Below are 25407 nucleotides of genomic sequence, written 5' to 3' on the forward strand. Positions count from 1 at the left end.
GCGGCAGAGCCTCCAGGGAAGGATTCACGGCGTCTTTACGGCACTCCCCGCCATCTGCGACTGAAACGCACGAACACCAACCGCACCGCCCCAGACTGAAACCGAACTTAAACCCTAACCCACTGACGTTCCACGGCGGAAATGGCGATCGCCTCTAACACCTTCTGCACCTGCAACCCTTCGGCAAAATCGGGCCACATGCGATCGCCTGCGGCAATTCCGTTGATTAAATCGCGAATCTCCACCGTCTTCTGATCGTTAAAGCCAATACCATGACCGGCGGACACGCAGAAATTCGCATAGTCAGGATGTGCCGGGCCGGTCAGGATGGTCTTAAAGCCCTGCCGTCCCGCAGGATCGTCATGCAGATACAGCTCCAGCTCGGCCATGCGCTCCTGGGTATAACGCAGCGTGCCTTTGGTCCCGGTCACCACATAGGTCAGCCCCATCTTACTGCCGCAGGCGATACGTGAAGTCTCAATCACCCCATGTGCACCATTATTAAACCGCAGCAGCGCACTGGCCTGATCCTCATTCTCCACCGGTAACATCTGCCCGGGATTCTTAGCATCGGGACGCTGCTTAATCACGGTCAGCATATCGCCGCTGACTTCATCGATATCCCCAACCAAATAGTGCGCCATATTCACAATATGCGCCGCAAGATCGCCTAACGCACCGAGGCCCGCCAGCGCCTGCTGGCAGTGCCAGTCACGCGGGGTACTGGGGTTGGCGAGATAATCTTCATTATGGGTACCGTAAAAGTGCACCACTTCGCCAATCTCACCGCGGCTGATAATCTCCTTCGCCAACTGACTGGTCGGGTTCTTCATATAGTTAAAACCGACCAGAGTCTTCACGCCTGCGGCCGCTGCTGCACGTACCATCTCCTCAGCATCCGCCACGCTCAACGACAACGGCTTTTCAGAATAGACGTGCTTACCGTGGCGAATTGCCTCCAGCGCCATCTCCTTATGCAGGAAATTCGGCGCGCAAATATCCACGACATCAATCTGCGGATCGCTCACCAACTCACGCCAGTTCCCGGTTGAACGCGTAAACCCAAAGGTCGCCGCTTTCTCTACTGCCAACTCTGGCGTCACCTCTGCCAGCATCTCACGCACAATTTCGCCTTTCAGGGCAAAAACCGTGGGGGCCTGCGCATAAGCAATCGCATGACAACGTCCAATGTAGCCACTGCCGATCATACCGATTCTGACTTTGTTCATACCGTGCATCCTGATGTGTGGGGAGGTTTTTGCGGAATATATATTTCGTTTTGCCCCGGCTACAATTGGCAAATGAAATATGTGTGATCACTAATGCGATCAATTCGAGGTTTACGACAAATCAACATGATGGTTTGCATAAAATAGGTGACGCACATCACGATTAGCACGGCAGCGAACGGTTGAAATAGTGTACGGACAATCCCATTGAACACCCTGTTTCAGTCGCTGAAATGGCACCAAAACACGCAGGTGCTGAATAAACCAGCAATCGAACCCATTTCTGCAAAAGAGTTTTGACAACACCCAGCAGGGTCGATACTATGCGCCCCGTTCAAACGATTCCTCTGTAGTTCAGTCGGTAGAACGGCGGACTGTTAATCCGTATGTCACTGGTTCGAGTCCAGTCAGAGGAGCCAAATTAGAAAAGCCCGCTCAGGGAAACCTGAGCGGGCTTTTTGCTTTCTATCCATGGGTTGTACCCTTCCTGATGTCTACACACGTCGGTTAAAACACGCTAAGCGACACCCTCTGCGGGTAAAAATAGGGGGTAAAGCTGACAGGGCTGTAAAAGCGGCTAAAAGCGTTCAGGAAAATCCAGCCCTCTGATAAGCCACTGTCACTGACAGATCCTGACCACAGGGCGTACTGCTTCTTTTCGGCATTCAGTCCGAAATATCGATGATGTGAATCTGCTGTTCATCAGAAGCCTTCACGCTGCTTTTCTTTTCCCGACGGTTTTTAATCCATGTATCAACCTGATGGGTAAATTCAGCCGGTGATTTGCGTCCGACTTTTCTCGCGAGATCGAGCACAGTTTGTTGAGCAAGGGCGTCTTCCATACGTTTCTGCGCTGTCATCATGGCTGCGTGTACTGAGCAGTATCCGTCCATGGCCCATTCGGGCGGCGTTCCGTCGAACAGGGCGCAACGGCTGCGAATTTCCCGGCAGTCAAAAATGAGCTTTCGTCCATCAATGGCATTAACAATATCCAGCAGGCTTATTTCGTCGGCAGGCCTTGCTAACTTGAATCCTCCCTTCACCCCCTCTGTGGCGACCACTAATGCGCTTTTGGCAAGTTTAGTGAAAATCTTGGCAAGGTAATCTGCGGGAACGCCTTGTAGTTCTGCAAGATCGCGCACGCTGGCGTCACGACTTTCCCCACCTTCGCCCACCAAAAATATAAGGCAGTGAATACCGTATTCAACACCTGCGCTGTAAAGGGACATGCTTATCTCCGACTGGATTGTTCGCATAGGGTATCGAAAGCAGTCAACAGAGACAATGCTAAAGCCCTGCTTTTATCAAGGAATAAAATTCCTTCCCGTCAACGCCATTAAAATTTAATTTCAATAATATCAACGCCTTGCATGGGTTCCACTGTTGTTTTTTTGCCGCCTGAACGCTTCATACGCCAGAATAGCGCTTGCACAAACAAACTACCACCAATATAGTCGTAGTTATTCGATGGACAACAGTTGCCGCCAGCAGTAAGGGGTAATGCCCGTTAATCAAAAAAATTACCTCTTTATTATCAACAACATGAATTCACACCAAGGCGAAAATGAAACATAAGATTATGATTATCGGCGCTGGCTTCGGCGGCATGTGGGCAGCAGTGAGTGCAACGCGCCTGTTCAATATTCATGGCTATCAGGATGTTGAAGTGACGGTTCTGGCTCCTCAGGCAGAATTGCGTATCCGTCCACGTTTTTACGAGCCGGATGCGCACACGCTGGTAGCCCCAATCGATGCGCTTTTCGATGCACTGGATATTAAATTCATTCAAGGCACGGCATCTTCAATTAACGTTGCAGAAAAATCTGTGGCTTACAGAGATGCATCGGGAATGGAACAGAGAGTCGGCTATGACAAACTGGTCTTAGCGAGCGGAAGTTCCCTGGCAACACCGTCAATTCAGGGCGTTGCAGAATATGCGTTTGACGTCGATCAGTTAGAGCAGGCAGTACGTTTAGAGCAGCATCTGACATCCCTGGCCAGCCTTGCAGAAAGTAAAGGGCGTAATACTGTCGTGGTGGCAGGTGGCGGCTTTACGGGTATCGAAACGGCGACTGAGATGCCTGCGCGTCTGCGGAAAATCCTCGGTGAGCAGGCCAATATCGAGGTGATTATCGTTGACCGGAGCACGGAAATTGGTGCTTCAATGGGCGCTGAAATAAGCCGTTCAATTGCTGAGGCGTGCGAAGCGCTGGGCGTAAAATGGCGGTTAAAATCATCGGTCGTTGCTGTCGATGAACATGGCGTAGTGCTGGATGATGGTCAACGGATTGAAGCCAAAACGGTGGTCTGGACCACAGGCGTTCGGGCAGACTCGCTAACGTCACAGATTCCAGGTAAACAGGATGCGCTGGGGCGCTTGCACGTAGATTCAAACCTGGCGGTTACTGGTCAACGCGATATTTATGCCACCGGCGATGTTGCCTACGCTGCCACCGATGATATCGGTAATCATGCGCTTATGACCTGCCAACATGCCATCGTCATGGGGCGTCATGCCGGAAATAACGTGGCCGCAGAAATTTTGGGCATTGAGCCTATCGCCTATCGTCAGCCTAAATACGTTACCTGTCTGGACCTGGGTCAATGGGGTGCTGTGTATACCGAAGGGTGGAACCGTGAGGTCAAATTGACCCGTCAAGAAGGGAAATCCCTCAAGACGCAAATCAACACCGTCTGGATCTATCCTCCGGCGGCGAATCGTGAAGCTGCATGGGCAGCGGCCGATCCTTTAATTCCCATTGCCTGACGCTTAATCATTATTCTGTCAAAAAAATGGGTTTGTGACGTGTAAAGGCTTTATACAACAAGGCCGCCAGTGATCCGGCGGCCTTGTTGTAACGTGTTACGGGACCGATTAACGCTGGAGTGAAGCGGCCTGTTCCAGCGTCATGCCTTTGGTTTCTGGTGCCAGCCACAGGGATGCCAGCAGGCCAATAAGTGAAACTGCGGCTGCGGCGTACATGGTGTAACCAATGCCCAGGCTTGCGAGGGAGAATGGCACTAACCAGGTGCCTGCCGCAGATCCGATACGGGACAAGGAAGAGCCCATACCCACCGCGAACGCACGTACTTCAGTCGGGAACAACTCATTCGGGTAAACCAGTTCCAGCACCTGCGCGCCACCGATGAAGACTGCATAAGCACCGAACAACACCAGCACCAGCATAGGCGAACCGTGGGAGAAAGCGCCTAAGCCGAGTAACGCCAGGCTTGACCACAGGAAGCTGTGAATAATCAGACGGCGACGGCCCAGAGTGTCAATCAGACGTGTTGCGATGATGCAGCCAATCACAAACAGAACAGTAATCGCCACTGAACCTAATGAGGCCCACTCACCGGTTAAATTCAGCGCCTGCAGGACAATTGGCGCGAATGAGTAAACCGCGAACATAGGCACCACCGCCGCACTCCAGAACACCGCCACAAACAGCATGCGTTTGCCGTAACCAGAAGCCAGCAGGTCGCGCAGTGAAACTTTCGCCTCTTCAGACTCTTTTGGCATATTCTCCAGCGAGAAAGAGGGACCGTAGACCTTTTTGATGATTTTATCTGCTTCCGCCAGGCGACCTTTGCTCACTAACCAGCGTGGTGATTCAGGAGTCCCGAGACGAATCAGGAACAGCAGCGCACCTAACACCGCCGGGCTTGCCAGCACGTAACGCCATGCGTTATCACCCGCCTGAGCCAGGATGGCATTACCGACAATATAGGCCAATGCAGCACCGGCAAACCACAGGATGGTTAATGCGGCAAGACGTGGGCCACGGTTTTTCTGCGGTAAGAACTCGGTGAGTAACGAACCGGCCACCGGGTATTCCAGACCTACCCCTACTCCAACGAGGAAACGCAGGAAGAACAGCATCGCGGCAGATTCAGTCCAGAAAGACCCGACGGAACCGATGATAAACAGAATCGGCCCGACGAAAAACAGTCGCTGGCGACCAAATTTATCGGTTAATAGCCCACCGAGAAAACCGCTAAAGAAAGTACCGAACATCGAGGAAGCAGCAATCAGCCCTTGCCAAAATGAGGTCAGGTGTAAATAGCCAGAGAACTGAACGATGGCCACGCCAATAATACTCAGGACATAGCCATCGAGTATCCAGCCGCCGCCGGCACGTAATGTCATTAACTGGTGAAAGTTATTTAAAGGGACATCTTCAATCGAAATTTTATTGTTATTCATCAGTGAGTATCTCCTGGGTATTTATTTTTTTTGATACAGCATTCCCCTTTCGAATCATGTGCAGGATTCAAAAAAAGTTAGGCAGCTCTGAATGTGGTCAACAACGCTCTCAATTACGCTAGCAACAGCGGAAGTCATAGGCAAAGCTATACCTCCCACAGCGGAGTGTAAATACCCTCAGCGGGGTGAAATCACAACATTGTGATCACTATCCGATCACAAAATAGAAATTTACCATTTACCACCATTAACACAACTCGTTGTTTTTAATAAAAAAATAAAAAACACCTTGAAAATTTATTCTATTTTTTAGTATTTGCTTTGTATACTTTGCGTATTCATACAAAATCTCTATAGTTCGATCTTAGCCGGGATTCGCCTCCTGACTTCGATGCTTTTGCGTCATTGAGCGCTGCCCGGTGACCCTGCTCACCAGGGTAAAAATCGCGATCAGATGCCGCCAGACTCTGTTAATGGTGTGAATAAATCTGGACAGGATTGAAGCTGAAGAGATGCATCACATTTACACCTCGCCCACCACCTGATATTTTATTAAAAAGTTAACGGCAGCAGGCAATTAGCGATGACTAACCTCCTTATTTCTGACCAGGAATATATTGACGAAGATTTCAAAGACATTTCACAGAACGAGGATGAGATAGTAAATACTCGCTTTGAGAACTGTACTTTTACCCACTGCAATTTCACTGAATCGACCTTTCGCAAGTGCAGTTTCTTCGAGTGCGAGTTCAGCAAATGCAATCTCAGCCTGTTAAATGTCTCGTACAGTTCGTTCAGAGAGGTGGCGTTTCACGAATGCAAGCTGGTGGGCATCGACTGGACCCGCGCCGCCTGGTCGACACTCAACTTCCCGGCAGCACTGAATTTTCATCACTCTGTGCTGAATGATTCGGTGTTTTTTGGCCTGTATCTGGCGCAGTGCAGTTTGATTGAATGCAAATTACAGGCGGTAGATTTCAGTGAAGCACAGTGTGAGGCGGCAGATTTCAGCGGTAGCGATTTTACCCACGCCACCTTTCATCATACCCGGCTGACCGGTGCTAACTTCGCCTGGGCGCACGGCTACAATATCAACGTATTGAACAATGAGGTGAAAAGCGCGCGCTTTACCCTGCCCGAAGCCGCTACGTTACTGACCAGCCTCGGGATAGAGATCATCGATGAGTAGGTGTTATCAGTCGCTGAACAGCCCGGTAGAGAGGTAGGTTAAGCCGCTGTCTGGCAGTATCACGACGATACGCTTCTCCTGAAAATCCAGCCGTGTGGCAAGCTGCGTGACAGCATGTAACACGGCACCGGAAGATTCTCCGACTAAAATGCCATCTGTTATTGCTACCTCACGGGCCGCCGCAACTGCCTGTTCCGTTTCGACCGCAAAGATCTCATCAAACAGTGCCCGATTCATCGCACCGGGCGTGAGTTCAGGCGTCATATCGCTAATGGAATGGATGCCAGTGATGGTTTTCGCTTCGGGGTTGTCACGATTACGGATGGAGTTCTTTCCTGGTTCCACTGCAATAAGCTTAATCGCCGGATTTTGCTCTTTAAGAAAGCGCCCCACCCCGGAAAGGGTTCCACCGGTGCCCACCGTGGCGATAACGATATCCACCTTGCCGCTGGTTTGCTGCCAGATTTCCGGGCCGGTGGTTTGATAATGGATGAGTGGGTTGGCCTGGTTTTCCAGTTGCCCGGTAAACAGTACGCCCTGTTGCTGATCAATCACGTTTTGCTTCAGCCAGCGCGTTGACGCGATGTAGTCGCCGTTCGCCTCTTCAAGCGCCTGTTTAAATCCGGCTACCGTACTGAATGGCACCACTTCGGCACCAAAAGCTTTCATGACCGTGGTCCGCTCGCCGCTGGCAAAATCGTTGATATAGACACGAAATTTATAACCGCGTGCCGCCGCAATCGCTGCCAGACCAATCCCGGTATTGCCGCTGGTACGCTCCACCAGAGTGATATCCGGCGTTAGCTCACCAGACTGTTCGGCGGCATTGATCATCCCTAGCGCGGTCCGGTCTTTAGCACTGTGATTGGGGTTGAAGTACTCCAGTTTGGCGACAATATCGCTGTTGAGCTGGTATTTGTTCATGAACCCATTTAAGCGTAAAACCGGTGTTTGCCCGATAATTTCACTGATATTGTTGTAAACACCCATCCCTCTTATCCTTTGTTGTCTGGCGTGCCGCAAAGGAAATAAGCTATGGGTTTTGTCCATGGCTGTAAAAGCGTTAAATAAACTATGAATATTTAGAAACTGAGTTTGCGTTACAGGTGTGCCTATAACTTTTCATGGCAAACAATAGTAAAATTTCTCTTAATATTTACGCAGCAAAAGAGGTAGTTTGGTTGTTTCATTACCTCTGGAGCAACCTGATGAAATCCAACGCTTACCTTGCCCTGCTGTTGAGCGGCCTGCTGTCTGGCAGCGCCCTGTTGCCTGTTGCACACGCTGTTGAGAACCCTGTTAGCTGGAGCCAGCGCTGGCAGCATTTACCCCCCACGCCTGCGCCGGTGGCAGGTTTGAAAACGGCGTATGCAGACGTTAATGGCATCAATCTGTTCTACGGTACTATCGGTCATGGTAGCCCGGTGATTTTCCTGCACGGCGGACTGGCAAATGCCGATTACTGGGGCTTGCAGGTGCCTGCAATCGCCAAAAATCATCAGGTTATTGTGGTGGACAGCCGAGGCCATGGCCGTAGCAGCCGCAATGCTCAGCCATTTGGCTATGATTTGATGACCGATGATGTGGTCGCGCTGATGGATCATCTGCATATTCCGCAAGCCGCGATCGTTGGCTGGAGTGATGGCGCAATTATTGGCATTGATTTCGCCCTGCGACACCCTGACCGGGTCAGTAAAGTCTTTGCCTACGCCCCGAATACCACTACGGCAGGCGTGCGTTCCGATGTGGCGGAGAACCCGCTGTTCGCCCGCTACATTACGCGCGCAGGGGACGAGTACCGTAAACTGTCTAAGACACCGCAGCAGTACGATAGCTTCGTCGATCAGATCGGTAAGATGTGGCAGTCACAGCCCAACTGGAGTGATGCTCAGTTACAGCAAATTCATACGCCGATTGTTATCGCCGATGGCGATCATGATGAAGGGATTATTCGCACCGAGCTGGAGCACACTGCCGCGACGATCCCCGGTGCTGGCTTGTTGATTATCCCGAACACCAGCCACTTCGCGTTCTTGCAGGCACCGAAAGAGTTTAATGATGCGTTGATCAATTTCCTTGATAACTGAAGTGCGGTGGATATAACGAAGTGGTGTAGATCGTTTCGTGTTTATCCATGTATCTGATTGGGCCGTTGATATTCTTATATTCCAGTCGCAAGGGACTGCGACTGGATGGTTGTCAACCCGCCATGACCAACAACTAACCTCAGTAATTTATTGAGCTTCTGGAGACGAGATAACTATTGACGCCGCTAATTGAGCATTCATCCTCTGAGGCCAGATTTTGTGTAATCACCTCAAATGTTCTGCCGTCTTTTGCATGAAAAACAAATCTGAAGATGTTGGTGTAGATATGATGATGATTTTTCTGGGAGACAAGGAGGGTGACTTCTGTTTTCGATTCATCCAGGTCTGGAATGTCAATAATTCCTGCATTTTTCAACCAGCCTTCAGTGATGTTCATTGGCCATGAATGGCAATCATTTTTGACTGTTTTTGCATTAGCAAATACTGGCGTTAATGCCAGAAGTAACAATGCTGTGTTCAGCTTATTCATTAACGTACTCTCCCTCTATCCCTGTGTGATGAATCATGACGTTCAGTGCTATCCCCCGATAGCGGATATCAATACTAGACGCATCGCTATGCCGAAGCCAGCAGATCACACACAGTACTGAGCGTTCTTGTGAGCCAGTTGCAGGAGGTAAGGTCTGTATTTGTGCGTTTCAGTTTGGGAAGGTGCCGACTGTGTTCGTGCGTTCCAGTCGTATGGTGCGGGTAGTCTTCGTGCGTTACAGTCGCAGATGGTGGGGAGTGCCGTAAAGACGCCGTGAATCCTTCCCTGGAGGCTCTGCCGCCGCATCCTTGCGGCGGAAGCTTTACTCTACTCCCCACCATCCCCGCCTTCATGTGAGTGATGTGCGGGACATCGTCCGTGCGATTTGTGGCTGCACAGCTCACAGACCTACCCTCACCCTGACCCTCTCCCTAAAAAAGGGAGAGGGAATGTATGGTGCGGTTTTTTGAAAGGGAGAGGGAGCGTCCAACTCATCAGCATTCATCAATACACATCCCGCAGATAGCGCTTCTCCTGCGCCAGACGAGTCACCCATTCGGCGGCAGCGGCAGTGCTCATACCGCCATGCTGTTGGGCAATCTGACGCAGAGCGGCGTCTACATCTTTGGCCATACGGCTGGCGTCCCCGCAGACACAAAAATAGGCCCCGTCCTCTAACCAGCGCCACAGTTCAGCCCCCTGCTCCTTCATGCGTTGCTGGACATAAACTTTCTCTTTCTGGTCACGGGAGAAGGCGGTATCCAACCGCTGCAAATATCCCTCGCGCTGGAACGTCTCCAGCTCTTCCTGATAATAAAAATCAGTGGCGGCACACTGTTCACCGAAAATTAACCAGTTGCGCCCGCTGGCACCGCTGGCCTGGCGCTGCTGGAGGAAAGCGCGGAACGGCGCAATGCCGGTGCCAGGGCCGACCATAATCAACGGGGCATCCGGGTTGGTGGGTGGGTGGAAGTGCGCTGACTTCTGCACGAATATCGCCACCGCCGCTTCACCCGCCCGATCCGCAAGATAGGTTGAACATAGCCCACCGCGCTGCTTATCGTAGCGCACGGTTGAGAGGGTGACATGCACCTGATGCGGAGTCACCAATGGGCTGGATGAGATTGAATAAAGTCGGGGCTGCATACGGCGCAGCACATTGACTAAATCTTGTGCGGCAATCTGCAAAGAGAACTGCTGCAAAACATCACAGACATTACGTCCCCACAGCCATTGCTGGAGCGCATCGCGCGATTCCGGACGTAGCCGCTGTGCCAGCGCCGCATCACCGCTGCGTTCAGCGACCATTTGCAGGAGTTCCGGTGTAATACGACCAATCTCAACGTGGCGTTCAAGCACCACACTGAGCGGCAGTTCATCGCCCTCCTGCAACATCACCGGGTGATCGGCGGATTCAGGCAGCCGCTGTAATAGCGCTGCAACCTGCTGTGGGCAGTTTCGTGGCCATACGCCGAGCGCATCTCCCGCCTGATAGGGAAAATCATGCCCCTGTAAATCAAAGGCGATTTGCCGGGTCTCTTTGGCCGAACCGGGCTGATTCAGCACACGGTTAATCACGATATGCGCCGCCAGTGGGTTGTTGCGACTGAAACCCACCTCGGCAACCCGCTTTTCCACCCCCTTCTCCTCCACTGATGCCCCCTCGCCCTTAAGACGGGCAGCGATCATCTGTAACCAGGCCGCTGCGCTGGCTTGATAGTCAGCATCGCAATCTACCCGCGCCGCTAATGCCTGCGCCCCCAGTGCGGCAAAGCGAGCATCTAGCTGTTTACCAAAGCCGCAGAAGCGATCGTAGTTCGCATCCCCCAGCGCCAGCACCGCATAGGAAACCCCTTCCATACGTGGTGCATTGTCCTGCTGTAGTGCCTGCCAGAACGGCGTGGCGGCATCGGGTGCATCACCGTCGCCAAAGGTACTGGCAATAAGCAGCAGGCGTTTACTCGCCGTGAGATCGGCAGGTGTCACATCCGCCATTGCCGCCAGTTTGACGGTCTGTCCCACCTGCTTAAGCTGCTGCGCACACTGTGCCGCCAGCCCTTCTGCATTACCGGTCGAGGAAGCCCAAAGGATCAGTACCGGATCGGCAACCGGTGCGCTCGCTACCGGCAACGCGAGAGAATCGGACAGCGGAATGCGAGCAAACAGCCCGGCTAGCATCCCGTCCACCCGCAGACGTTTATCATGAGAAAGCGGCGCACTGGCAGGCAACACCGGCACCCCCAACGCCTGCTGTACATGATCGCTGCCCAATCCGGCAAGAAACCCCTGCATATAGTGCTTCTCATCCGCTTCCAACTGCATCACGGGTGTGGTCTCAAGGCCCAGTAAAGCCGCAAATGCATCAACCGGTTTCATTAAAGGCTCCTGAGCGCGCTGCGCGGTGGGGTTGACTGGCGAAGGGGGCATGCGGGTCACGGACACCGCAGAAAATTTGAATTCTGGCTGCTGGGAAACGGGATCAACCGCATCACTGGTAACGGCATTCACCGCCAACTGCTCACCAAACACATCATTCCAGTGAAACGGTGCAAAGCAGTTACCTGGCAATACCCGGTCGGTTACCACCGCGGGTAGTCTTGCACTGCCGCGCCGTGAGCGAATCTCCAGTTGATCCTGAGGGTGGATATTCAGCCGCTGTGCATCCTGCGGGTTGATCTCCACAAACGGGCCGGGATTGAGCTTGTTCAGGGTCGCCACTTTGCCGGTCTTGGTCAGGGTATGCCACTGATGCTGTACCCGGCCAGTATTGAGCACCAGCGGGAACGTATCGTCCGGCAGTTCGGCGGGGGGCATATCGGGTCGGGCAAAAAACTGCGCTTTACCGCTGGCTGTCGCAAAGCGAATGCCGTTATCTGCCTGGCGGTAACGTAAGGGGTGACGGTCATCTCTGTCCTCGGGCGGACTGGGCCACTGGACGGGGGTGGTACGCAGGCGTGCATAACTCACGCCGCGTATATCGTAGCCGGTGTGTGGATTGGCGAACGCGCGGATCTCGTCGAATACCGCCTCCGCCGAGGCGTAGCTAAAGTCCGCGCTGTAGCCAAGCGCACAGGCCACGCGGGCAATGATCTGCCAGTCTGCCAGCGCTTCTCCGGGTGGAGTAATCGCCTGCGGCATCAGGGTGATATTGCGCTCGGAGTTAATCATCACCCCTTCCGCCTCTGCCCACAGCGCGGCGGGTAACAGAATATCGGCATAGCGATTGGTCTCGGTATCGAGGAAGGCGTCCTGGGTGATTACCAGCTCGGCCTGCTTTAAGGCATCAATCACCGTCTGGCGATTAGGGGCACTGGCAACCGGATTGGTACAGATTACCCAGCACGCTTTAATGCTGCCTGCTGCCATCTGACGAAACATCTCTATCGTTCCGCCCACCAGATCGGTGCGCAGCGTACCGGCAGGAACGCCCCACTGCTGTTCAACAAACTGACGGTCTTCTGCCACCAGTACCGAGCGCTGGCCGGGAAGCCCCATCCCCATATACCCCATCTCGCGGCCGCCCATGGCATTCGGCTGCCCCGTCAGTGAAAAGGGCCCGCTGCCACGGCGGCAAATTGCACCCGTCGCGAGGTGCAAGTTACACAGCGCGTTGGTATTCCAGGTGCCGTGGGTGCTCTGATTCAGGCCCATCGTCCAGCAGCTCATCCATTCTGCTGCTTCACCGATCCAGGTTGCCGCCTGCAGGATGTCCGCCACCGCCAGGCCGGTGCGCTCGGCAACAAGCTCGGGGGTGTAATCCGCCAGAAATTCGGGCATCGCCTGCCAGCCTTCGGTGAAACGTTCTATGAAGTCCTGATCCAGCGCGTTGTTTTTTACCAGCAGCGCCAGCAGCCCATTGAGCAAGGCCAGATCGCTGCCAGGGCGGAGCTGCAAAAACAGTGACGCTTTTTCTGCCGTTGCGGTGCGGCGTGGATCAACCACAATCAGCTTCGCGCCGGCTTTTACCCGATCCATCATGCGTAAGAACAGAATCGGGTGGCAGTCCGCCATATTGGAACCAATGACGAAAAACAGCGAGGCGTGATCAAAGTCCTGATACGAGCCAGGGGGACCATCAGAACCCAATGACTGCTTATAGCCACTGCCAGCACTGGCCATACAGAGGCGCGAGTTGGACTCAATATTGTTGGTCCCGATAAAGCCTTTGGCGAGTTTGTTGGCGAGGTATTGCGCCTCCAGCGACATCTGTCCAGACACATATAACGCCACAGCGTCCGGGCCATGTTCATCAATAATGGCGCGCAACCGCATTGCACTGGTGTTGATGGCTTCCTCAATGCCCACCTGTACCGGCTCCTGGCTGCGATCGCTGCGCATAAACGCCTGCTCCAGCCGCCCAGAGTCCGCCAGCGGCTGGTGGCAACTGTTGCCTTTGGTACACAGACGGCCAAAATTACTCGGATGCTGCTTATCACCGCTGATTTTAATCACGCGGTTAGCTTCTACCTGCATCACAATGCCACAGCCCACACCACAGTAAGGGCAAACGCTTTTCACCTGCTTCATCAGTACCCCCGTCAGGCTGCGGCAGAGTCCGCAAGTTGCGTGGCGGCAGTGGGATTTTCGAGACGCAGTGCCGGATGGCGGCAAAAACGCACGACTTCTCCCACAATCAATAAGCTGGGAGATTGCGGCTGGTACTGCGCCAGCAGCGCAGGCAAACTCGCCAGCGTCGCCGTGAGCAAGCGCTGATCGGGCTGCGTGCCGCGTTCGATGATCGCCACCGGTGTGGTGGTCGCCATGCCGTGTTCCATTAAGCGCTGACACAGCCCGCTGCTATGGCTCAGCCCCATATAGAACACCAGGGTTTGCTGGCTATCCACCAGCGTTGGCCAGTCGAGTTGCGGTTCTCCCTCACGGCCGTGGCCGGTGATAAAACGCACCGATTGCGCACAGGCGCGATGGGTCAGCGGCAAACCGACGGCAGCGGCACAACCGATGGCCGCCGTGATGCCCGGCACCACATGGCAGATGATGCCCGCCTGCTGGGCAAAATCCTGTTCTTCACCCCCGCGTCCGAAGATAAACGGATCGCCGCCTTTTAACCGCACTACCCGCTGCCCCGCCTGCGCCAGCTCAACCAGCAGTTGATTGATCTGCGGCTGTGCCAGACGATGACAACCGCGTGTCTTACCCACGTCAATGCACAGCGCAGTTGCCGGGACTAATGCCATGATCTCACCGGAGACCAGCCGGTCATACACCACCACATCCGCCTGCTGGATAGCGCGCAGTGCTTTCAGCGTCAGTAGCTCCACGTCACCCGGGCCTGCGCCAACTAGCCAGATCTCACCGGCCCGCAGTGGCTCCCCCTGTTTGAGAGTCGTCTCAAGCGTCATCGTCTGCTCCTCCCCTTAGAAAGCCTCTGCCAGCTGCACCGCTAACGGGTGTGCCAGCGCCAAGGTGTTAACCCAAATGTCACCCTGTTCGATCTTCACCGGCCAGGCGCGGACACGTAGGGTGTTGTCATCCGGGCTAATCCCGTCGCTCAGGCGGAAACGCTTTTTATACAGTGGCGAGAACACCACCGGCTCACCGGCAATATCACCGAGCAAACCGCGTGATAACACATTGGCCCCGGTGCCAGGCTCGAGATTATCCAGCGCGTAGATCCGGGGCTCGCTGTCGGGGAGATGGAACAGCGCAATCTGCTGCTGACCGAGGCGGGCCGCCATGCCGACGTTGGCTGGAATATCGGTCAGTGCCGCAATCCGCACCCACTCACCCTCTGCCACCACTTGCGCCGTAGAGACGGTTTTCTCCTCCGGCTGCGCCGGGCGGATCTGGCCGCGCTGTGGCACCATCACCACCGCTTCGTCTGGCGTTGCGTCATTGAGGAAGGGGCGGAACAGCGCAAGTCGCTCTGGGCTGGCCAGCGTGGTCTGCCACTCACACTGGTAGCTGCCAACCACATGGGCCATTTCACTTTCCAGCTCCGCACCGATGCTGAGGCTGTCTTGCAGGATCACCTCGCGCAGGTAGTCGATGCCGCCTTCGAGATTATCCAGCCAGGTACTGGTACGTTGCAGGCGATCGGCGGTGCGAATGTAGAACATCAGCAGCCGATCAATAGTGGCAATTAAGGTCTCGCGATCGAGATCGCTGGCAAACAGATCGGCATGGCGCGGTTTCATGCCCCCGTTGCCACACACATAGAGATTCCAGCCTTTATCCGTGGCGATCACCCCAATGTCTTTACTCTGCGCTTCGGCACATTCGCGGGTACAACCCGACACCGCCATTTTGATTTTGTGCGGTGAACGCAGCCCCTTGTAGCGCTGCTCCAGCGCCAGCGCCAGGCCGGTGGAGTCCTGCACGCCGTAGCGGCACCAGGTGGAACCGACGCAGGATTTCACCGTGCGTAACGACTTGCCATAGGCATGCCCGGTTTCAAAACCGGCATCCACCAGCTCACGCCAGATCGCCGGGAGTTGTTCCTGTCGTGCGCCAAACAGATCGACCCGCTGTCCGCCGGTGATTTTGGTGTACAGCTGGTAGCGTTGAGCCACCTGTCCAATGGCAATCAACCCCTCAGGAGTGATTTCACCCGCGGGAATGCGCGGCACCACCGAGTAAGTCCCGTCTTTTTGCATGTTAGCGAAGAAGCGATCGTTGGTGTCCTGCAACGGCAAGTGCTGTGGCTCCAGCAGGTAATCGTTCCAGCAGGATGCCAGCAGCGATCCCACCAGCGGCTTACACACTTCACAACCGGAACCCTGACCAAAACGGGCGATCAGCGCGCTAAAGCTGCGGATCTGATGCACGCGGATCAGATGGTAGATCTCCTGGCGCGAGAAGGCGAAGTGCTCGCACACATCCTTTTTCACCTCCACCCCAAGTTGGGTCAGCTCATACTCCAGCACCTGTTTGAGTAACGGAACACAGCCACCGCAGCCGGTACCGGCTTTGGTGCAGGCTTTCAGGCTACCCATTTCGCTGCACCCCGCCACCACCGCCGTGGAGATATCGGCTTTACTGACGTTATGGCACGAGCAGATCTGTGCGCTGTCCGGCAGTGCTGCGACACCCAACCCTTTGGGTTCACTGCCCGAGGGTTGGGGCAAAATCAACATTTCAGGCTGAGCGGGCAGCGGCATGCCGTTGAGCATCATCTGTAACAGCGTGCTGTAGTCGCTGCTGTCACCAATCAGCACCGCGCCCAGCAGCAGCTTGCCATCGGCTGAGACCACAATTTTTTTATAGATCTCATTGGGTCCATCACGCCATTGATAGCTCTGGCTGCCCGGCGTGCGGCCATGTGCATCGCCAATAGAGGCCACGTCAACGCCCAACAGCTTGAGTTTGGTACTCATATCGGCACCGGTAAACAGGTTCTCTTTGTCGAGCAGGTGATCGGCCACGCAACGCGCCATTTGATAACCCGGTGCGACCAGGCCAAAAATTTTCCCGTCCCACAGCGCACATTCGCCAATGGCAAAAATGGTGGCGTCGGACGTCTGGCAGCGATCGTTAATCTCGATGCCACCGCGCGGGCCACGGCTCAGACCGGCGCTCTCCGCGAGGTTATCGCGTGGGCGAATCCCCGCAGAGAACAGCAGCAAATCGGTTTCCAGATGGGAGCCATCCGCAAAGCACAGACGATGCTGCGCCTGTTCTCCATCAACAATTTCTCGTGTCTCTTTGCTGGTGTGCACCTGAACGCCCAGCGCTTCGATTTTGTGGCGCAGCATGGCTGCTCCGCCCTCATCCAGCTGTACCGCCATTAGACGCGGGGCAAATTCCACCACGTGGGTTTCCAGCCCCAGTTGGCGCAGTGCATTCGCCGCTTCTAATCCCAGCAAGCCTCCGCCAATCACCACGCCGCTGCGCGCGGTTTTAGCCTGCGCCGCAATCGCATCCAGATCGTCAAGGGTACGATAAACCAGGCAGCCGGGACGATCGTGACCGGGCATCGGGGGAACAAACGGATAAGACCCGGTCGCCAGCACTAACTGCTGATAGTGTGTCTCTTCACCGTGCTCATCAATTACGCACTGACGCTCCGCATCCACCGCGCAGATGCGGCTAGAGGTCCGCAACGTGATACCACTGTTGGCTAAGAAATCGGGCTGCACCAGCGACAGCGACTCCGCGCTACGGCCAGCAAAGTACTCTGACAGGTGTACGCGGTCATAAGCTGGCAGGCGTTCTTCACCAAACACCACCACCTGGTAGTGCAGATGAAGCTGGCGCTCCACCAACTGCTCGAGAAAATAGTGGCCGACCATGCCGTGTCCAACCATCACTAATACGGGCTTTTGCATTTCGGCTCTCCTTATGCGGCTTTCGGCTGTTTTTCATACAGGAACTGCAACACCTGCTGACGACACTGCTGATAGTGGCTGTCATCCGCCAGCGCAACGCGCGAACGTGGGCGCGGTAAGTCAACCCGCATGATTTCGCCTACGGTGGCCGCCGGGCCATTGGTCATCATCAAGACCCGGTCAGAGAGCAGCACGGCCTCATCCATATCGTGGGTGATCAACACAATGGTGGTGTTGAGGCGCTGCTGAATCGCCATCACCGCATCCTGTAAATGGGCACGGGTTAAGGCATCCAGCGCACCGAATGGCTCATCCATCAGCAGGACTTCCGGTTTCATCGCCAGCGCCCGGGCAATGCCGACACGCTGTTTCATGCCGCCTGAGATCTCGCCAGGACGTTTGTTGTGGGCGTGCGCCATCTGTACCAGTTCCAGGTTGTGCATGATCCACTCGTGCATTTCGCTTTTGTTCATCTCGCCACGAAACACCTGCCGCACCGCGAGCGCTACGTTTTCATAGGTTGAAAGCCACGGCAGCAGAGAATGGTTCTGAAACACCACCGCACGTTCTGGACCGGGTCCGGCAATTTCACGGTTATTGCACAGCAGCCCACCGCTGCTCGGCAGGGTCAGACCGGCGATCAGGTTAAGCAGCGTCGATTTGCCACAACCGGAGTGGCCAATCAGGCTCAGGGTTTCCCCCTGATGAATATCAAAACTGACGTTGTCGAGGGCCAGGAACTCACCGCTGGCGGTGTTAAAACGCTGGCTCACCTGCTGCACACGAATAACGGGTTGATTACGCATCATCCCCTCCTTAACGGTTGTCATAGCTGAAACGGCGGGCGATCCACATCAGCCCCTGTTCCAGTAACAGGCCAACGGCACCAATCACCAGGATGGCAACGAGAATGTGTTCCACATTGAGGTTGTTCCACTCATTCCAGATCCAGAAGCCAATGCCCATGCCGCCGGTCAGCATTTCGGCCGCCACAATCACCAGCCAAGCGATGCCAATCGACAGACGCATGCCGGTCAAAATGTTGGGCAGGACCGCAGGCAACAGGATTTTGCGCATCACGGTGAATTCCGACAGGCGCAACACACGAGCCACGTTCAGGTAGTCTTGTGGGATATGGCGCACCCCTTCAGCGGTGTTAAGGATCATCGGCCAGATCGAACAGATAAAGATGGTCCAGCTGGAAGCCGGTTCTGCACGTTGAAACAGCAGTAAACCAATCGGTAACCACGCCAGCGGGCTGACCGGGCGCAGCAGCGAAATGATCGGGTTAAGCATGTGAGCCACAAAGGTAAAACGGCCAATCAGGAAACCGGTTGGGATCCCCACCAGCGCGGCCAGCCCAAAGCCCATCGCCACACGCTGTAACGAGGCCAGCACGTTCCAGCCAATCCCCTGATCGTTCGGCCCGGCAATGTAGAACGGATCGGCGAACAGACTGACGGCGGCCTGCGCGGTTGACCAGGGAGTGGGAAAGCCCTTGCTGGTGATGGCCGCAATCTGCCAGACACCCAGCAGCAGTGCGACACCCAGTGCGGCAGGAAAAGCCCGTTGCAGCAGCGGACGTAGCCAGGAACGGCGCACGCGCGGTACAGGCGTGGGCTTAGGCAGCGCGACAATCTCCGCGCTTGTGTGACTTTCCGCCGTCAGCGGAATGATCTGAGCCTGATTTTTCATTGCGACCTCGCTTATTGCTTAACACTGAAACTGTTGGCGTAGGCAGCGGGGTTGCTGCCGTCCCAGCGCTTGTCATCGATCAGCACGCTGCTGCGCATTTCGCTGTCTGGAATCGCGACGTTGCCTACCTGCGTCGCAGCCTGTTTGTAGATATCAATCCGGTTAACCTGACGCGCCACGGCAAGGTAGTCTGGCTCCTGCTTTAACAAGCCCCAGCGTTTATGCTGCGTCATGAACCACATGCCATCGGAGAGCCATGGGAAGCTCACTTCGCCATCATGGAAGAAGCGCATGGCGTGATCGTCCTGCCAGCTCTGGCCGATACCGTTTTGGTACTGGCCGAGCATCCGCCCGACAATGGTCTCTTCTTTGGTGTTGATCCAGGCGCGTCCGGCAATCACCTGCGCGGTTTCCCGGCGGTTCGCCTCCGAGGCATCGATCCAGCGGGCGGCTTCCAGCACGGCTGCGGTAAGTGCCCGCGCGGTATTGGGATTGCTGTTGACCCAGGCTTCTCGCGTACCCAGCACTTTTTCCGGATGATCGGGCCAGATCTGCTGACTGGTGGCGGCGGTAAAGCCGATGTTGTCGCTAATGGCGCGCTGGTTCCACGGCTCTCCCACGCAGTAACCCACCATGTTGCCGATTTTCATGTTCATCACCATTTGCGGCGGCGGCACCACCACGCTGCGGATGTCGGTGAGCGGATTAATACCTGCGCTGGCCAGCCAGTAGTTGAGCCACATGGCATGGGTGCCGGTGGGGAAGGTTTGCGCAAAGGTGTAGGTGCCTGCCGGGTTGGCGGCGACTTTTTTCTGCAGGCCCGCGAGGTCGCTGACACCGGCATCGTGCAGCGCATTCGCCAGGGTGATCGCCTGGCCGTTCTGGTTCAGCGTCATCAGGCAAGCCATGTTGCTCTGCGGACCGGCGAGGCCCATTTGCAAGCCATAGAGCTGTCCATAAAGGATGTGTGAAGCGTCCAGTTCACCGGAGAGGAGTTTGTCGCGCACCGCTGCCCAGCTGGCTTCTTTGCTTGGCACCAGGGAGATGCCGTGCTTTTTATCGAAGCCTTTCACTGAGGCCATCACCACTGAGGCGCAGTCAGTCAGCGGGATAAACCCCACCCGCACCTCTTTTTTCTCAGGGGCATCTGAGCCTGCCGCCCACACGCTGTTCATCAGCCCTGGCAGTAAGTAACTGCCCCCTAGCGCGGCACCGCCCAGCAGAAACTGACGGCGGTTTATCTGGTTTTTTATTGTGCTGTTATCACTCATCCACGACACCTTCACGCTAATTCTGACGAAAAAAAAACGGCGTCCATAAGCCCGTGCAAAGTGCACGCTTATGGACGCCGTTATCCGGTTACTCTGCGCTGACCGCCGTTGGCCAAGCTGAGTAAGTTATGTTGGGTTTAATGAAGCAACTGCTGTGCCAGGTTTACCTCCCCTTATGAAACGCGTGATTCTGGCGTTTTTTCCGCCTGAGTGGTTCTGCGCCAGCACGTCTTTGCACCGCCAGTGCACATACACGCACCTTTAGTGTGCATATCTTGCTTAGGGACTTTCCTGCAAAATGTCCGCCACCGCCAACATCGCCGTGGCAATCTCTACCAGCTTCTTGTTCTGATTCATGGCCATCCGCCGCAGGGTTTTATAGGCTTCTTCTTCTGACAGCGCACGGTGCTGCATCAGCAGGCTTTTCGCCCGGTCTATCGCTTTGCGTTCGTTGAGCGTGGCACGCAGGGTGGTGAGCTCATGATCCAGCGCCTGTAAACGCCGCGCCTGCTGTTGTACCAGGCTGAGTAACGAACGGCTGAGCTGCGGAGTGACCCCCTCATCATTGGCCAGCCATTCACCTTGTTCATGGCCTGCATGCGGCATAAAGACCGCATAGCCGCCCTCTTCCTGGGTGTGCTGCCCCATCAGGCTGGTGATATCAGCCCGTTGCTCATTGTTAGCCTGTTCCTGCACCGCAATGCGTGCGCGGCACAGATCCATCAGGCTGGCCTGAAGCGCGTCTTCCAGTTGTTTCATGCCATCAATGCGTTGGGTGGCGACACTGAACCAGCGCAGGCTCTCCGCCTCATCTGCGCCCTGGCGGGTGCGCCGGGTGCAGGCAATACGCCGCAGCCGTTCAAATTCACTGTCCGGCGTGAGATCCAGCCAGCGCTGACGATGGGCAGCATCACAGAACTCAGCAAAGGTCGCGAAGCAGCGATCCTGGCGTTCAATCAAATCCAGCAGCGTGTGCTGTGAATGTTCATCGAGTTGTCCGGCGGCCAGTGCGGCCACGCCCGCGGCACGCTCCTGCCCTGCCAACTCTTTGCCCTGCATAAAGCTGAACTGGGCAATCAGCGCACGTGAGATGGCGGGCTCTGCGGCGGCATCCGAGAGTTCAAAGACCAGCGCCAGCAGATGGCGAATGGTGTCATTGAAAAAGGCGATGGCATCCTGCGCCGTGAGCTGGCGCACCTGCTGACGCAGCGCGGGCAACAGGCTCAGGGCATAGACCACACTGGCGACCCGGCTGAGTAACCGACTGGCCTGAGGCAGAGCCGCCGTGAGTGTTTCAAGCTGGTCGAGGTGGTGTAACAACGCAACCTGCGCCGCGTGAGCATCCTGTGCGCGTTGCGCCAGTTGCTCGCCACACAGGCGGCCCTGGGTACAGAGATAGAGGTTACTGGTGCCGCGTTCACGTTGCAGCATATGCACCATCTGGCTGATTTTCCCCACCAGTTCGCCGGTTTGCAGCAGGTAACGCAGGCTGTTGAGTTCACACTGGCGTGATGCCAGCAGAAATCGCACTGTGGTAGCAGAATCAGCGTTCATCGCGATCGTTCCTGAAGAGATGATGACGTAATCCCATGCAAACGCTGCGCCAGGCTAACTGTAAACGGTACGAAACAGGGCGAAAGGTTCTGCTTTTTTCCTATTAACAAACAATTTACACCTGGGCTGTGCTACCCTGACGCCGGCTTAATTACTTTCAACTGAGTTATGTCTGAGACTACAAAACGCAAAAACGACCCCGAAGGCTTAAAAAAACGTATCATCGCAGGCGCACTGAAAACCTTTGCCGAGTTCGGTATGCAAGGTGCGCGGCTGGAACAAATTGCGGAATACGCGGAAACCACCAAACGTATGGTGGTCTATCATTTCGGTAATAAAGAGCAGCTGTATATTGAGGTACTGGAGCAGGTTTATCAGTCGATTCGTGAACACGAAACCAGTCTGAACCTTGCATCCCTGCCGCCAGAAGAGGCGCTGACCCGGCTGGTAGAAGCCAGTTTTGACTATCACGCCACGCATCCAGATTTTATCCGCCTGGTCTGTAGCGAAAACCTGCTGCGCGGTCGCTATATCAGCCAGTCTGCCCGCATTAAAGCGTTGAATAAGAGTGCGTTAGATTTGCTGGACGACATTCTCGCGCGCGGTCAGCAACAGGGCGTGTTTGTGAAAGAGGTGCAAACCATAGATGTTCACCGGCTGTTGAGCAGCATCTGTGTGCATCATGTAGCAAACCGTTACACCTTTAATACCCTGTTTAGCCCGGACCACAGTGAAGCGGATAATATCCGCCGTAACCGCCAGTTAGCGGTTATTGCCACACTGCGCTACGTGCAAAAAACCGACTAGATTACCGTATCGCTCGCTCTAAAGCTGTGATGGTCTACGCTTTATTAGACATTGAGACCATCACACTTTTGTTGAGGAGCGCTACCGTGAATCACGATTCTCTGCTCTACCCGCTCCGCCATAGCGACAATCCCGACGATGGCAGCTTGTGGAACTGGGCGAAAAATGCGCGTCTGGCCCAACACTTCCAGGTAAAAACCCCGCAATCTGAAGCTGAAGTCCAGCAGTTGTTACGCCAACACTCAGGCAGTGTGCGACTGGTGGGCAGCCGCTTGTCCCCAGGGCGCATGTTGAACGTGGCAGAGGATGATCTGCTGCTGGATCTCAGTGCCTTACAGGGGATTCTGCATCACGATGCACAGAGTATTACCGTGGCCGCAGGCACCCGGCTGGAAGATCTGTTTGATCATCTCACCCGCATGGATCGTATGTTCGGCTGTTCGCCGGGGGTGATCGCCGTACAGACGCTGGCGGGTGCTATCGCCACCGGGACACACGGGCAAGGTATGCAGCAAAGTTCGCTGGCAGACGAAGCCCTGGCGATTCGTATGGTGCTCGCCGATGGCAGCATCCGCGAATTTCACCGTGGAGACCCTGAGTTTGCTGCCGTTCAGGTAAGTCTGGGGACGCTGGGTGTCGTGACGGCAATAACGTTGCGCACCGTGCCGTTTCGCATTTTTACCTGTGAGAAGCACGCCGTTCCGGCGGCAACGCTGGAGCAGGATCTCTTGCGCTGGAACCAGACCTATGAGTTCAGCAAGGCCTGGTGGTTTGTTGACGACGATGTGCTGCACGTCTGGAATATCAATCCCGCCAGCGCGTCATTGCGCGAGCAATATTATGCCCAGGGCCGGGCAGTGATTGAGCACGCGGATGAGGGAGATTCTCGCCTGAATCGCACTATCGATCAGACCCTGGCGCATATGCACCGTGATACCCAGGTTGAAGGGAAAGGCGGTAAACAGTTCCGCACCGTGACGCGCTTTCGCGATTTTACAGACGTCACAGGCGATGTGTATCAACTGCTGTGCCGTGGTATTGCGGTCCCGCAGATTAATGTCGAGATCGGTGTTCCGCTGGATCGCACGCCAGCCATCATCAGGAAGATCAAGCGCTGGTACGCTGAGAACCGCCCACATATGCACTACCCCATCATTTTGCGCTGTACTGGCCCTTCTGCTGCCTGGCTAAGCCCGGCCAGCGATCGCGCCACCTGCTTTTTCGGTTTTGTGGTGTATTACGCCGATGATGGTTCGCTCTCTCAGGAGGGGCTGCATTTTCTGACCGAGGTAGAAAAGCTGTTGGCTGCGGAAGGGGGACGCCCACATTGGGGGAAATATTATGATCCCACGCGTTATCAATGGCGTGAGGTTTATCCCCACTGGGATGATTTCCGCGCGCTGCGTGCCAGCCTCGATCCGACTCGTCGGTTTAGCAATCAGTATGTGAACACTCTGTTTGATTAAGGATAAGGAGAGCACCGTGTACGCCTGGGCTACGCTTTTAACACAACCGAATTACCTGATTGGCGTTCGTGCTTTGCAACGTTCGCTGCGTCAGAGCAAGACGCAGTGGCCGTTAGTGGTAATGGTGACTGACGCCATTAGCCATGCCGACCGTGAACTGTTACAGCAGGAAGGCTGCCTGATCCATCCGGTTTCTCCGCTGCAACCGCCTTCGGGTTTGAGTGAGCACTATGCGTCGGCACAGTTTGGTGAAGTGTGGACCAAACTGCGCGTCTGGCAGTTGCCGGATTGCGAGCGCGTAGTGTTTCTCGATGCCGATATGTTGGTGTTGCAGAATATGGATGAGCTTTTTACCCTGGATTTGGGGGATAACCTGCTGGCCGCCTGCCATGCCTGTCGCTGTAATCCCAACCGCATCGCCTCTTACCCCGCCAGCTGGCAACCTGATTATTGCCACTATACCTGGCAGGAACGGGGGCAACCGGCACCGGAAAACGTCGATTTGTATCTTAACGGCGGCTTTTTGGTTCTGAAGCCTGACCCGGAGGTGTTTAAGCAGCTTTCGGCACGCATTGCGGCGATCGATGATTTACGCGCCTACCCCTTTTCCGAGCAGGATTTATTGAACGAAGCGTTTGCTGGCCGCTGGCTGCCTCTACCCTACATTTATAATGCGTTGAAAACGTTGCCCTTCCAGCACCCTAAGCTCTGGCACGAGCCGGAGGTGAAGAATTTGCACTTTATTCTCGCCAAGCCCTGGGTGCGCGACTTGCAGCAGCCAGAGGCTGAGCGCGACCGCTACTACGCGCTGGATAAACGCTGGTGGGATCATTACAACGGCAGGATTTAGCGGCGTTTTCGGGGCCACATCCACCCTCACCCCAACCCTCTCCCGCCAGCGGGAGAGGGAGCACGCTCGGCAATCAATGGGAGTTGCGCAGCCACAAATCGCACGGGCAATGGTCTGCACATCACTCATATGCAGGCTCGGAAGAGGATCTGCACATCACCTACATGAAGGCGGGGATGGCGGGGAGTAGAGTAAAGCTTCCGCTGCATGGATGCAGCGGCAGAGCCTCCAGGGAAGGATTCACGGCGTCTTTACGGCACTCCCCGCCATCTGCGAC

The 25407-nt window shown here is 55.2% G+C and carries 18 protein-coding genes and 1 tRNA gene; 7 read left to right on the top strand and 12 right to left on the bottom strand.

What is annotated here, in order from left to right:
• Window positions 1-107 precede the first annotated feature (107 nt).
• Window positions 108-1229 carry a Gfo/Idh/MocA family protein gene (locus tag B880_RS0103005; protein WP_017345888.1) on the bottom strand — a complete coding sequence of 374 codons (1122 nt, stop codon included), beginning with the start codon at window positions 1227-1229 and terminating at the stop codon, window positions 108-110.
• Window positions 1230-1572: 343 nt separating this feature from the next.
• Between B880_RS0103005 and B880_RS0103015 the strand changes: the two genes are divergently transcribed.
• A tRNA-Asn gene (locus B880_RS0103015) sits at window positions 1573-1648 on the top strand.
• A 246-nt stretch (window positions 1649-1894) separates the two neighbouring features.
• Here the strand turns inward: B880_RS0103015 and B880_RS0103020 are convergent.
• The gene (locus tag B880_RS0103020) at window positions 1895-2458 is read right to left on the bottom strand and encodes an RrF2 family transcriptional regulator (protein WP_017345890.1); all 564 of its coding nucleotides are present in this window, start codon (window positions 2456-2458) and stop codon (window positions 1895-1897) included.
• Window positions 2459-2793: 335 nt separating this feature from the next.
• Between B880_RS0103020 and B880_RS0103030 the strand changes: the two genes are divergently transcribed.
• Window positions 2794-3996, top strand: coding sequence for an NAD(P)/FAD-dependent oxidoreductase (locus B880_RS0103030; protein WP_017345892.1), 1203 nt, complete (start codon window positions 2794-2796; stop codon window positions 3994-3996).
• A gap of 108 nt (window positions 3997-4104) precedes the next feature.
• Here B880_RS0103030 and B880_RS0103035 read toward each other — a convergent pair whose 3' ends face one another.
• Entirely contained in the window at window positions 4105-5436 is a 1332-nt protein-coding gene (locus B880_RS0103035; protein ID WP_017345893.1) for an MFS transporter, read from the bottom strand.
• Between the two features lie 583 nt (window positions 5437-6019).
• Between B880_RS0103035 and B880_RS0103040 the strand changes: the two genes are divergently transcribed.
• On the top strand, window positions 6020-6625 hold the full coding sequence (locus B880_RS0103040; RefSeq protein WP_017345894.1) for a pentapeptide repeat-containing protein: 606 nt from the start codon (window positions 6020-6022) through the stop codon (window positions 6623-6625).
• 6 nt (window positions 6626-6631) lie between these two features.
• Here the strand turns inward: B880_RS0103040 and B880_RS0103045 are convergent, their stop codons facing one another.
• Window positions 6632-7615 (bottom strand): PLP-dependent cysteine synthase family protein, encoded by a 984-nt coding sequence (locus tag B880_RS0103045; protein WP_017345895.1) that lies wholly within the window; start codon window positions 7613-7615, stop codon window positions 6632-6634.
• A gap of 218 nt (window positions 7616-7833) precedes the next feature.
• On the opposite strand from B880_RS0103045, the gene B880_RS0103050 reads away from it, so the two are divergent.
• Window positions 7834-8712 (top strand): alpha/beta fold hydrolase, encoded by an 879-nt coding sequence (locus tag B880_RS0103050; protein WP_017345896.1) that lies wholly within the window; start codon window positions 7834-7836, stop codon window positions 8710-8712.
• A gap of 139 nt (window positions 8713-8851) precedes the next feature.
• Here B880_RS0103050 and B880_RS0103055 read toward each other — a convergent pair whose 3' ends face one another.
• From B880_RS0103055 to B880_RS0103090, 8 genes are all read right to left on the bottom strand, one after another.
• Window positions 8852-9202: a hypothetical protein gene (locus B880_RS0103055; RefSeq protein ID WP_017345897.1), complete on the bottom strand. Its 351-nt coding sequence runs from the start codon at window positions 9200-9202 to the stop codon at window positions 8852-8854.
• A gap of 504 nt (window positions 9203-9706) precedes the next feature.
• Window positions 9707-13729: a bifunctional nitrate reductase/sulfite reductase flavoprotein subunit alpha gene (locus tag B880_RS0103060; RefSeq protein WP_017345898.1), complete on the bottom strand. Its 4023-nt coding sequence runs from the start codon at window positions 13727-13729 to the stop codon at window positions 9707-9709.
• Between the two features lie 11 nt (window positions 13730-13740).
• Window positions 13741-14562 carry a uroporphyrinogen-III C-methyltransferase gene (gene cobA / locus B880_RS0103065; RefSeq protein WP_017345899.1) on the bottom strand — a complete coding sequence of 274 codons (822 nt, stop codon included), beginning with the start codon at window positions 14560-14562 and terminating at the stop codon, window positions 13741-13743.
• Window positions 14563-14577: 15 nt separating this feature from the next.
• Window positions 14578-17487: a nitrite reductase large subunit NirB gene (nirB, locus tag B880_RS0103070; RefSeq protein ID WP_017345900.1), complete on the bottom strand. Its 2910-nt coding sequence runs from the start codon at window positions 17485-17487 to the stop codon at window positions 14578-14580.
• 11 nt (window positions 17488-17498) lie between these two features.
• The gene (locus tag B880_RS0103075) at window positions 17499-18293 is read right to left on the bottom strand and encodes an ABC transporter ATP-binding protein (RefSeq protein WP_017345901.1); all 795 of its coding nucleotides are present in this window, start codon (window positions 18291-18293) and stop codon (window positions 17499-17501) included.
• Window positions 18294-18303: 10 nt separating this feature from the next.
• The gene (ntrB, locus tag B880_RS0103080; protein WP_017345902.1) at window positions 18304-19182 is read right to left on the bottom strand and encodes a nitrate ABC transporter permease; all 879 of its coding nucleotides are present in this window, start codon (window positions 19180-19182) and stop codon (window positions 18304-18306) included.
• A gap of 11 nt (window positions 19183-19193) precedes the next feature.
• Window positions 19194-20453: a CmpA/NrtA family ABC transporter substrate-binding protein gene (locus tag B880_RS0103085; protein WP_017345903.1), complete on the bottom strand. Its 1260-nt coding sequence runs from the start codon at window positions 20451-20453 to the stop codon at window positions 19194-19196.
• Window positions 20454-20732: 279 nt separating this feature from the next.
• Window positions 20733-22007: a nitrate regulatory protein gene (locus B880_RS0103090; protein WP_017345904.1), complete on the bottom strand. Its 1275-nt coding sequence runs from the start codon at window positions 22005-22007 to the stop codon at window positions 20733-20735.
• A gap of 168 nt (window positions 22008-22175) precedes the next feature.
• Here B880_RS0103090 and B880_RS0103095 point away from each other — a divergent pair, with 168 nt between their 5' ends.
• The 3 genes from B880_RS0103095 to B880_RS0103105 all read left to right on the top strand — a co-directional run bounded on the left by B880_RS0103095 (window position 22176) and on the right by B880_RS0103105 (window position 25130).
• A complete protein-coding gene (locus tag B880_RS0103095) occupies window positions 22176-22814 on the top strand; it encodes a TetR family transcriptional regulator (RefSeq protein WP_017345905.1) in 639 nt (212 codons plus the stop codon).
• An 86-nt stretch (window positions 22815-22900) separates the two neighbouring features.
• Window positions 22901-24280: a D-arabinono-1,4-lactone oxidase gene (locus tag B880_RS0103100; RefSeq protein ID WP_017345906.1), complete on the top strand. Its 1380-nt coding sequence runs from the start codon at window positions 22901-22903 to the stop codon at window positions 24278-24280.
• A 16-nt stretch (window positions 24281-24296) separates the two neighbouring features.
• Window positions 24297-25130, top strand: coding sequence for a glycosyltransferase family 8 protein (locus B880_RS0103105; RefSeq protein WP_017345907.1), 834 nt, complete (start codon window positions 24297-24299; stop codon window positions 25128-25130).
• The last annotated feature ends 277 nt before the right edge of the window (window positions 25131-25407 follow it).

It is taken from the genome of Pantoea sp. A4 (genome assembly GCF_000295955.2).
Lineage (GTDB): Bacteria > Pseudomonadota > Gammaproteobacteria > Enterobacterales > Enterobacteriaceae > Pantoea > Pantoea multigeneris.